Origin of the sequence: Vibrio sp. V43_P6S15P86 (assembly GCF_009904725.1) — a bacterium.
Taxonomy (GTDB): domain Bacteria; phylum Pseudomonadota; class Gammaproteobacteria; order Enterobacterales; family Vibrionaceae; genus Vibrio; species Vibrio diabolicus.
The window spans coordinates 1-11,338 of sequence record NZ_WXWT01000032.1 but is presented as its reverse complement, the minus strand read 5'-3'; the positions used below and the strand labels follow the sequence as shown (position 1 = coordinate 11,338).

General features: G+C 44.9%; 8 protein-coding genes. 5 read left to right on the top strand and 3 right to left on the bottom strand.

The genetic code is table 11. The features are described from left to right. Window positions 1-219: 219 nt before the first annotated feature. On the top strand, window positions 220-1,590 hold the full coding sequence (locus tag CAG69_RS01590) for an SLC13 family permease (RefSeq protein WP_005395853.1): 1,371 nt from the start codon (window positions 220-222) through the stop codon (window positions 1,588-1,590). Between the two features lie 142 nt (window positions 1,591-1,732). On the opposite strand, the gene CAG69_RS01585 is transcribed toward CAG69_RS01590, so the two are convergent. After that, the gene (locus CAG69_RS01585; RefSeq protein ID WP_161442392.1) at window positions 1,733-3,070 is read right to left on the bottom strand and encodes a GGDEF domain-containing protein; all 1,338 of its coding nucleotides are present in this window, start codon (window positions 3,068-3,070) and stop codon (window positions 1,733-1,735) included. Between the two features lie 336 nt (window positions 3,071-3,406). Between CAG69_RS01585 and CAG69_RS01580 the strand changes: the two genes are divergently transcribed. Beyond that, complete coding sequence (locus CAG69_RS01580; RefSeq protein ID WP_048626261.1) at window positions 3,407-4,231, top strand: DUF2797 domain-containing protein; 825 nt, start codon at window positions 3,407-3,409, stop codon at window positions 4,229-4,231. Window positions 4,232-4,320: 89 nt separating this feature from the next. On the opposite strand, the gene CAG69_RS01575 is transcribed toward CAG69_RS01580, so the two are convergent. After that, window positions 4,321-5,556 carry a cysteine desulfurase-like protein gene (locus CAG69_RS01575; protein WP_161442390.1) on the bottom strand — a complete coding sequence of 412 codons (1,236 nt, stop codon included), beginning with the start codon at window positions 5,554-5,556 and terminating at the stop codon, window positions 4,321-4,323. Further along, window positions 5,540-6,196: a 2OG-Fe dioxygenase family protein gene (locus CAG69_RS01570; protein ID WP_005393193.1), complete on the bottom strand. Its 657-nt coding sequence runs from the start codon at window positions 6,194-6,196 to the stop codon at window positions 5,540-5,542. Before CAG69_RS01570 ends, CAG69_RS01575 begins: the two co-directional genes overlap by 17 nt. Before the next feature lie 359 nt (window positions 6,197-6,555). Here CAG69_RS01570 and trxB point away from each other — a divergent pair, with 359 nt between their 5' ends. The 3 genes from trxB (at window position 6,556) to cydC (ending at window position 11,120) form a co-directional block, all read left to right on the top strand. After that, window positions 6,556-7,515 carry a thioredoxin-disulfide reductase gene (trxB, locus tag CAG69_RS01565; protein WP_005393195.1) on the top strand — a complete coding sequence of 320 codons (960 nt, stop codon included), beginning with the start codon at window positions 6,556-6,558 and terminating at the stop codon, window positions 7,513-7,515. A gap of 103 nt (window positions 7,516-7,618) precedes the next feature. Continuing rightward, the gene (cydD, locus tag CAG69_RS01560) at window positions 7,619-9,406 is read left to right on the top strand and encodes a heme ABC transporter permease/ATP-binding protein CydD (protein WP_161442388.1); all 1,788 of its coding nucleotides are present in this window, start codon (window positions 7,619-7,621) and stop codon (window positions 9,404-9,406) included. Next, a complete protein-coding gene (gene cydC, locus CAG69_RS01555) occupies window positions 9,399-11,120 on the top strand; it encodes a heme ABC transporter ATP-binding protein/permease CydC (protein WP_161442386.1) in 1,722 nt (573 codons plus the stop codon). Before cydD ends, cydC begins: the two co-directional genes overlap by 8 nt. Window positions 11,121-11,338: the final 218 nt, after the last annotated feature.

The window sequence follows — 11,338 nt, the reverse complement described above, 5'->3', positions numbered from 1 at the left end:
GAGTAACAACGTAGCTCACAAGGCTAATAACATTTCTATAAAACAAATGGGTAGTTTTCTACCCATTTCCAATTCTCAACATCACATTTTCTAATTTGCTCTATGATTCAGGCAAAACTCTTTTTTGCATTCCAAGTAACATTTAATCAATAAATAACTACAAGTCAGTTACTTTGCCATAAAAAACCGACAAAAGGCAATGCAAAAGGAGCACTACCCATGACCGCACTCGCTGTGACATTGAAGAACTGGTTCTTCACTCGCAACAGCATGATTTTGAACGCGAATATCGTATTGTTCATTATCTTGTTTAATACCCTACCCTTTGAGCCACAAGTAGTAACCGGCCTTAGCATCTTAGTTTTTGTTGCTATTCTTTGGCTAACCGAAGCGATTCACGTCAGCATAACCGCGCTGCTCATACCATTACTTGCGGTATTTTTAGGCGTGTTTAACACTCAGACCGCACTGAACAACTTCTCCAACTCCATCATTTTTCTATTCTTAGGTGGTTTTGCACTTGCTGCGGCTTTGCATAAACAGAAGTTAGACCAAGCTATTGCTGATAAAGTGCTGTTACTCGCACGAGGCAAAATGTCTGTTGCTGTATTCATGCTATTTGGTGTGAGTGCTGGCCTGTCAATGTGGATTTCAAACACCGCCACTGCTGCTATGATGCTGCCTCTTGTACTGGGTGTGATGACAAAGCTAGACGCTAAGAAAAATCACAATACCTTTTTGTTTGTTCTGCTCGGCATCGCTTACAGTGCTTCGATTGGTGGTATTGCAACGCTGGTTGGTAGCCCACCAAACGCCATTGCAGCAGCTGAAGTTGGCCTAAGTTTTACTGAGTGGATGAAGCTCGGTGTGCCTATCTCATTAGTACTAATGCCAATCGCTATTCTCGTTTTGTACACCATGACTAAGCCTGACCTTAGCCACAAGTTTGACCTTGATCATCAGCCTGTCGAGTGGACAAACGGCAAAATGATTACGCTGGCGATTTTCTTACTGACCGTGACTTTGTGGATATTCAGTAAGCCAATTAACGCTATGCTAGGTGGCTTCGCTAAGTTCGATACCCTTGTCGCAATAGGTGCAATCCTTCTGCTTGGGGCTTCTCGCGCCGTCGAGTGGAAAGATATTGAGAAAACAACCGACTGGGGTGTGTTAATCCTATTTGGTGGTGGTATCTGTTTGAGCAACGTTCTAAAAGCAACCGGAACAAGCGTATTTTTGGCTCATAGCTTGTCAGGCTTCCTTGAGCAAGCCGGTATTCTCCTAACGATTCTTGCAGTGGTTGCTTTTGTTGTCTTCTTGACTGAGTTTGCAAGTAACACCGCTAGTGCTGCACTACTGGTCCCTGTATTTGCAACCATTGCAGAGGCCTTAGGCATGTCTCCGGTCATTCTGTCTGCATTGATTGCCGTCGCCGCTTCTTGTGCATTTATGTTACCAGTTGCGACGCCTCCAAATGCGATTGTGTTCGGTACGGGTCATATCAAGCAAAAAGAAATGATGCGAATTGGCTTCGTCTTAAACATTGCCTGTATTGCTGCACTAACGCTTTTCGCTTGGTTGTTCTGGTAAAAAATAGCAAGTTCGATTAGCACTACACTGCTGCTCACGGTAATCACATCGATGCCCCAAACTTCCCCCTAAGTGGTGTTCAGCAGTTTCCCTCTTGGTGGCCCGTTGGCCACCTTTTTTAATTCCTTTGAGTGACGAATCGTTAGGCTTGCTTCTTTTCGCAGGCAAGCAAACCATAATGAACCTCGACCCGGTTACGACCATTGCGCTTCGCTTGATAGAGCACTTCATCTGCTCTCGCCATGGTTTCTGAGACGCGTTCATTTTGCATTTGGGCGACGCCAATGCTGCATGTTAATGATTCACCGTGTACCCACAAATGACTCTCCACATTTTTGCGAATCATTTCCGACTTCTTCACAGCTTGATCAATATTGGTGTCAGGGCAAAATACAACAAATTCTTCTCCCCCCCAACGAACAAGTCGGTCATCTGGGTAGATGGAACTTGCCACCACCATGACAAATTCGCGCAATATGTCATCCCCCATTTGGTGCCCAAATTTGTCATTCACCTTCTTAAATTTATCCAAATCCATATAAAGGATACTGAATGTACTATGCCCCCAGCGAACTTGCCGTGATTGCTGCTCAAGCCAGTGCTGAACTGCGTGACGGTTCATCGCTCCCGTCAACGCATCGCGATGCGCCAACTCTGCAAACTCATAGTTTTGAGCTCGCAACGTACCATTCACCTTCTCTAAATGACGATGACGTTTTTTCGCTTTTTCATAAGCGACTCGATTTTTTCGTAATTCATGCAGCGAAAATGCCAGTCCAAGCGCCATCCAAGAGAGTAAGAGCGCATACAGTAACGTTTCTTGTGCAAGGTAAGCGCCTTCAAACTCAATTTTATCAATCACAATTTTGTGCTCGCCAAGTGCCGCACCAGATCCGGTCGCTATATCAATACGTGTGATGTTTGAAAATTCAGGTGCAGAGTGTTCAATTGCGACGTTGTTGTCTACTAACCACCACGTCATCACCTGTAAATTTTTAATCGGAATTTCGATGATGTCGTTTGAACCGGACGGAGAAAACTGCATGCCATTGTATTTAATCGTGTACTCGTCGTCTGGTTTGGAATACTCAGAATTATAATTGCGAAGATACAAACGTAGGTCATGGCTAGGGTTAGCCCCTATTCCTGCCTCTTCATATCGCACCTTCAATCGAATCGTATGGTAGTTGGAAAGGTCAATACCCTGTGTTGGCGTTGCTGAATCGGTATAAACCGAGATTCCGCAATAAGGCCAAGCATACGAGCTCTGCTTTAGTTCACAGCTAAGAACTAGGCTTTGCCGATCGTATGTGATATCTGCCTCACTCACACCTCCTTCACTGGCATCTTTAGTTGCATAGATATTGAAATGCTCAGGTGTAATGGTCAGCTTTCGCGTATCGCCAAGCACACTATAAAGGGCAACCAAACTAATAGTGCAAATAGAGAGGGCAAAGATAAATTTATGGATCCACTTCATGGGCGAGTGACCTGCTCAGCTTATATACAACACAATGTACTCAATGGTTTTTCGAACTTCAAACAAAGTCATTTATCAAGAAACAAAATTACTTTTAGCCTTCGTTCTTACTTTCGATACATGGTAACGTGTTTTGAACCGTTATCACGTTTTTAAATCTCTCAAAAATGCGGTTCACTTGTTATTTGCGAAGCATTTCACAGCCGTATTTCCTAACCCATGAAGGCCAGTGCATAACATTTCAGAGCGATACATTTCGCTTTAATGTGCCTGTCAACCCTGCATCTCATCACCACTTCGGATATACTGTGCAAAAACACAATAATGAGTAATGTCATGTCATTAATTGCAACTGGTACGCTAAATAAAATGCGTGCATCTCTGGACGGTGCTGTTAGTTACCGTCTACCTGTTGGTGAGGAAGAGATTGATCTATCGCCGTTTCTAGGTAAAACGCTCACACTGACTCACACGGGCAATATTTTTTGTTGCTCATGTGGTAAGAAAACGAAAAAGAGTTATTCGCAAGGCCATTGTTTTGTCTGTATGAAAAAGCTAGCAAGCTGCGATATGTGCATCATGAAGCCAGAGACTTGTCATTACGACCAAGGGACCTGTCGCGAGCCACAATGGGGCGAAGAGAACTGCATGGTGGATCACTTTGTCTACCTATCCAATACATCCAGCTTAAAAGTTGGTATCACTCGTCATACGCAAATCCCAACTCGTTGGATTGATCAAGGTGCGACTCAGGGTTTGCCAATTTTTAAGGTAAAAACTCGCCATATCTCCGGTTTAATTGAAGTTGAACTGGCGAAACACATCGCAGATAAAACCAATTGGCGCACACTGCTGAAAGGCGACGGTGAACCAATGGCACTACAAGATCGTTTTGCTGAGCTATTACCTTTAGTCGAAGATAAGATTGCTGAGATAAAACAGCAATTCGGTGAAGATGCAATTGAAATATTAAGCGAAAGCATTACCGACCTTAGCTATCCGGTGCAACAGCACCCAACTAAGATCACCTCGCATAATTTCGATAAAAACCCGGTTGTTACTGGCACTTTGCAAGGCATCAAAGGTCAATACCTCATTTTTGACACTGGCGTGATCAACGTAAGAAAATTCACTTCCTATGAAGTGGAGGTAAGCACCTAGTTTCGTATGTGGCTGGTTTATTGAAATAAAAACGAAAAAGCTCGAGTTTGACTCGAGCTTTTGTTTTTCTATCAGGAAGATATGATCAGTTACGCATCAAGGATGTTTTCTAGTACATCGAACAACATATCGACTTCTTCTATTGTGTTGTAATGCATGCAACCAATTCGTACTACACCACCCGACTCTTCTAGACCAAGTTGACGAACTAAACCCAGCGCATAAAAGTGGCCGCTCCAAACACAGATGTTGTGTTCACCCAGCGTTTTCGCGATGAATTCTGGAGAATATAGGTCGAATGTTAGCGCAAAAGTTGGTGTGCGGAGTTGGCTATCTTCTTTCGCAATGCCAAATAGATTGACACCATCTAGTGCACTCAGACGCTGTAAGAAACGCTCACTCAAGCGTTGCTCATGTTGTTCATACAATTGGTAACTTTGCTCCAACCGTTGGCGAAGAGGTAAACCGGCTTCACCAAATTGAGCCAGATACTCAACCGCAGCAACGACACCAGCAAGACCTTCAAAACTTTGCGTCCCCGTTTCAAATCGGCCCGGGCCAATATTGGTTGCAGGCTCGACTTTGTACGGACGAATACTGTGCAGCCACTGATCGGCTATGTAAACAATACCAACGTGCGGGCCGAAAAACTTGTAAGCTGAGCAAGCTAAAAAGTCACAGCCTAACGCTTGAACATCAACCAAATGATGCGGCGCGTAATGAACGGCATCCACATAAACTTGTGCCCCGACGTTGTGCGCCATGCTTACTACTCGCTGCACATCCACGATAGAACCAGTCGTATTCGATGCATAGGTCACCGCTACAAGGCGCGTTTTATCAGAAAGAAGACTGCTTAAATGCTCCAAGTCCAACGTACAATCATCTTCGTTGATACGAACCTGATGAACCGTAACGCCTTGATCTTCTGCCGCTTGTTGCCAGCTGGACACATTCGAATAGTGATCCAAAGCGGAAACAATAACCTCATCTCCCTCTTGCCAATCTCGGCTAATCGCACGACTAAGCTGAAAGGTTAACGATGTCATGTTCGCACCGAAGACGATATTGCCAGATGACGGCGCGTTAAGCAGAGCTTGCGCTGACTCGCGTGCATTTTGCATCACGTCAACCGTCTTTTGGCTAGAAAAATAATGCCCGCCTAAGTTGGCGTTGAAACGACCTAAATACCCCACCATGCTATCTAGCACTGATTGAGGTACCTGTGACCCGCCTGGACCATCAAAAAACGTCACAGGTTTGTCGTTATGGTATTGAGCGAGTGCCGGAAACTGCTCTCTGATCAGATTAAGATTGAAGTTCATTGCGCTTATCCGTAGCCGTGAGTACAAACACATCCATATGACCCGCTTCATCATCAATGACAGAACGGATTGGGCACGCGTTGTGCCACAGTTTACTGTCTGCCAATATTGCAACCTCCCCCGTTTCTAACACCTTACGGAAAAATGGGGCTTGGTTATGACTGCTGTACAGCATGATGTCGCCACCAATGATGTTATGACGTCCCACGCCAACCATTGCAATGTGATCAAAACCGTCTTGGTGTACACCTTCAGGTGCCACTTGAGTTTCTTCTTCTAGCGCTGTGATTCGGATTTGGTGAATTTCTATTTCCTGGCCGTTAGGCAGATGATTCGCATTGACAAACAATTCGCACATTTCTCGGAAACCATCACTGGTGAGAATATCCTTCTCAATCGGCTCAAATTGTCTTACAACATCACCTTGGAATCGGTTGATATCAGACGATTGAACAAAGCTGTTTTTGTTTAAGTCAATGACTTTGCCATTATCAAAACCAACCACAGAATAACGTCTTAGTCGATACTGACCATCTGCATGCTCGGTACGAGGCAGTTCTTCAAACGATGGGGAAAGCTGCTCAATTGCTGCCATGCTGAGCTGTGTTAAATGCAGAGTATTCTCACGTGAATGTAACATCATTGTCTCCTTTAATGAGGCACATTAATTAACATTTAATTTACACACTAGGTTACGCAAATATTCTGCAATTGCCAGCTTTTAACATTGATAGCTTCAACAAAATAACAAAAACAACATAACAGACCAATCCAAAGCGCAAATGCAGAACCATGTTTCAGTTTTGCGCTTTGGCGATATTTGAAACTAGACTTCTCTACTACGAATAGAATTTTATGCTAGAAGTCAACGTTCTTTATCAATCTTTAGTGGGTTCTAATCTATAACCAATTATTCGATCACAATCGTTGTTTATGCTTTTAAAGCACTAAGAATTTCCATACAATCGAGGGAAATGTTCAGCCCTTTTTGGAGCCATAATGAGCGACGTAAAACATTGTAAACTATTAATTCTTGGTTCTGGTCCAGCAGGATACACAGCTGCCGTCTACGCAGCGCGTGCCAACCTAAACCCTGTGCTTGTGACGGGAATGCAACAAGGTGGTCAGCTAACCACCACTACTGAAGTTGAAAACTGGCCCGGCGACGCTGAAGGTCTGACAGGTCCTGCATTGATGGATCGCATGAAAGAGCACGCAGAGCGTTTCGAAACTGAAATCGTGTTTGATCACATCAACGAAGTAGAACTATCACAACGCCCATTTCGTTTAAAAGGCGATTCTGGTGAGTACACATGTGACGCATTGATTATTTCTACAGGTGCATCAGCAAAATACCTTGGCCTTGAGTCTGAAGAAGCATTTAAAGGTCGCGGCGTTTCTGCTTGTGCAACCTGTGACGGTTTCTTCTACCGTAATCAGAAAGTTGCAGTTGTGGGCGGCGGTAACACTGCTGTTGAGGAAGCACTTTACCTATCTAACATTGCGTCAGAAGTTCACCTGATCCACCGCCGCGATTCATTCCGTGCAGAGAAGATCCTTGTGAAACGTCTGATGGATAAAGTTGAAAGCGGTAATATCGTTCTTCATACCGATCGAACTCTCGATGAAGTACTTGGCGACGACATGGGCGTAACTGGCGTTCGTATTAAAGACGTCAACACAGGTGCGACTGAAGACCTTGAAGTGATGGGGGCGTTTATTGCGATCGGCCACCAGCCAAACACACAAATCTTTGAAGGCCAAGTAGACATGAAAGATGGCTACATCATCGTTAAGTCTGGCCTAGAAGGCAACGCGACACAAACTAGCATTGAAGGTGTATTTGCAGCAGGCGACGTTATGGACCATAACTACCGTCAAGCTATCACATCTGCAGGTACAGGTTGTATGGCGGCATTAGATGCTGAGCGTTTCTTAGACTCACTTGGTGACAAATAACTTTTCACATTTGTGTCATATCCTTAAAGCCCAGCGGTATTCCCGCTGGGTTTTCTTTTGTATACTACCGCCTCATTAAAACAATTATCATTAAGCCTTCACGATGGATAAGAAAAAGCAAAGCAGCTTGAATAAGTGGCTTAAGCAACAAAGTAAGTTAGCCAAGCGCTGGCTTATGATTGCGATAGGCCTAGGCGTACTTTCAAGCGTGTTTTTATTGGCTCAAGCAGCCCTGCTCGCCTCCATTCTGCACCAGTTAATCATTGACCAAGTCGACAAAGCCGACCTCATTTGGCATTTTGTTGGGCTTGGTGGCACGGTTATCGGTCGAGCTGCTTGTACCTGGGGTCGAGAGCTTGCCGGTTACCGTTGCGGTGAGCAAATTCGAGTTTATATTCGCCAACTCATTTTAGATAAAGTTCATAAACTTGGGCCAGCTTACATCAAAGGCAAACCTGCCGGCAGCTGGGCGACGCTCATCTTAGAGCAGGTAGAAGATATGCAGGATTTCTTCTCTCGCTACTTGCCTCAGATGTCATTATCGGTATTAGTGCCTTTCATTATTTTGGTTGCCGTATTCCCAGTAAACTGGGCGGCAGGCTTGATCTTCCTCGTCACAGCACCACTAGTGCCTATTTTCATGGCACTGGTTGGGATGAAAGCCGCAGAAGCAAACCGTAAAAACTTTAAAGCGATGCAGCGTTTGTCCGGTCACTTTTATGACCGCTTGCAAGCAATGACGACCATTCGCTTATTCGATAGAACAAAATCTGAAACTGAAACTCTTAAGGGTGCTTCGGAAGTCTTTCGTACTCGCACCATGGACGTTCTGAAAATCGCGTTTCTATCTTCTGCGGTTTTAGAGTTTTTCACTTCCATTTCTATCGCAATTACCGCCGTCTACTTTGGCTTTAGTTATATCGGAGAGCTCGATTTCGGCTACTACGGCACAGGTGTTACGCTGTTTGCTGGTTTGTTCATTCTGATTCTTGCGCCAGAGTTTTATCAGCCATTACGTGATTTGGGCACGTTCTATCATGCGAAACAGCAAGCGGTTGGCGCAGCAGAAAGCATTGTCGAGTTTCTGGATTTGGAAGTCGATCAAGTCAAAGATGGCACCCAAGCGTTAGATAAGAGTAGTCCCATCCATATTGAAGCGGACGAGTTAACCATTTTTAGTCCGGAAGGTAAGCAGCTCGCGGGTCCCCTATCCTTCTCTCTTGAAGCCAACAAAAGTACGGCTTTAGTTGGACCAAGTGGCGCAGGTAAAACAAGCTTGGTAAACACCATCCTCGGTTTCATGCCTTATCAAGGTAGCTTGAAGATTAATGGTTGTGAATTGTCACAATTGGATCTCGCCACATGGCGAGAGGCCGTAAGCTGGATTGGTCAAAACCCAATGCTATTACATGGCAGCATTCGAGATAACGTCACGTTAGGCAAACACAACATTCAAGATGCAGACGTTCATTCTGTTTTGAATGACTCTCATGCTGCTGAATTTGTTGAAATGCATGGGTTGGATTACCCGATATCTGACCGCTCTGGTGGTTTATCTGTCGGCCAAGCCCAGCGTTTAGCGTTGGCTCGCGCTATGCTACAAAATGGTCGTTTTTGGTTATTAGATGAACCGACCGCAAGCTTAGATGCTCGTAGTGAAAAACTCGTCATGGAAGGCATTAACAAGTACGCACATGCCACAACGAATTTGATGATTACTCACCAGCTGGCACCTTTACAAAGCGTATCGCAAATTCTTGTTATGCAGGACGGCCAGATTGTTCAACGTGGTGATTACGACACACTGTCGACAGAAGATGGCTTATTTAAAGACATGTTGGAAGCGAACCTCGCACAACGTGAAACAGACAAGGGGAACTTAGATGCGTGATTTACTCCCTTATCTAAAACTCTATAAGAAACATTGGTTTGGTCTTTCGCTAGGTATGCTATTGGCATTTCTGACCTTAGCTGCATCTATTGGCTTATTAACGCTATCGGGTTGGTTTATTTCAGCCGCAGCGGTGGCAGGCTTGACGGTTGCTCGTGAGACCTTCAACTACATGTTACCAGGCGCCGGGGTACGCGGCGCTGCAATGGCTCGAACCGCAGGTCGATGGGGAGAACGTGTCGTCAGCCACAATGCGACGTTCAAGTTACTTACCGATCTACGTATCTTCTTCTTTAAGAAACTTGCACCACTGATTCCGGGTCGTGTCTCTACGATGCGTGATGCCGATCTGCTCAACCGCCTAGTGGCGGACGTAGATGCGATGGATCACGTTTACCTTCGACTTATCAGCCCTGTCGTGATTGGTATTTTTGGCATATTGAGTTTAACGGCTGTCCTGGCGTTCTTTGATTGGCATCTCGCCCTACTGCTTGGCTCGATTCTTACCGTCATGTTGTTTGTATGGCCAGTGTTGTTCTATAAACTTGGTAAAAGTAATGGCGAGAATCTCACTCATCATAAAGCGCAATTGCGAGTGGCGACTCTGGACTGGCTTCAAGGCTACAGCGAACTGAGTATCTTTGGAGCAGAAGAGCGTTATCGCAATCTCATTCTAGAGAAGCAAAAGCAGCTTTTGTCTAATCAGTTTGTGAACGCGAATTTAACGGGCATGGCTTCAGGCCTGCTTATGCTTGTGAACGGTCTTACACTGGTTGTGATGCTTTGGTTTGCTGCAGACGGCGTAGGAGGTCATGCTCCTGATCCTTGGATTGCGTTGTTTGCATTTGCAACGATGGCAAGTTTTGAAATTTTGATGCCTATCGCGGGCGCATTCCAGTATCTCGGTCAAACGTTGACTTCTGCTCGTCGTTTAAATGAAGTAATTTTGGCTGAACCTGACGTTGTCTTCCCTGAGCAGTCGAAACATAAAGACACAACGTTAGACATTGAATTCGACAACATTGACTTCACTTACCCTGACGGTCAGCAAAAGGTGCTGAAAGACTTGTCACTCTCACTACCGTTGGGCACTAAAACAGCGATTGTAGGTCAAACAGGTTCAGGTAAATCAACACTGATTCAGCTTCTTTGTCGCTACTGGGATGTTAACCAAGGTGAAGTTCGAATCGGTGGTACAAAACTGCAAGATTGGAGCGAGTCTGACCTACGAGAAGCAATGACAGTGGTCAGTCAACGCGTTGATGTACTGAATGGAACACTGCGTGACAACTTACTTATGGCCGCTCCAGAAGCAAGTGATGAGCGACTGTCTGAGATTCTTCAAAAAGTCGAACTTGGTGGCCTTCTTGAGGCTCCAGGGTTAGACGCTTGGTTAGGCGACGGTGGTCGTCAGTTATCTGGTGGAGAGAAACGCCGAATCGGTATCGCTCGCGCATTGCTACGTGATGCGCCAATCCTACTCTTGGATGAACCAACTGAAGGTCTCGATAAGCGTACGGAACAGAAAGTGATGGCGCTTTTCAATGAGCACTTTGCTAATAAGACAGTGATATTCATTACACACCGACTAATAGAGCTAGAAAGCATGGATAGCATCTGTTTGATGGAACAAGGTGAGATCATCGAACAAGGCGATCATCCAACGCTACTCGCTCAAAAAGGGCGTTACTACCAGCTATTACAGTCTCTATAACACCATTCCTACATTTAAGACAACTAAAGCCAGTAGCGCCCCCTATCGTTACTGGCTTTTCTATCTTACTCCTGTATACCTGTGTGCTTATCACCGTGAGTTAAACTGCAGGACAACAGAGTTAACTATCCATCACAAAAAATCAAATTGTAATATAGATTTATCAAAAATCTGGTGTATTCCCAAACTTTTTCTGTTCTACTTCTGAGCACTTATAT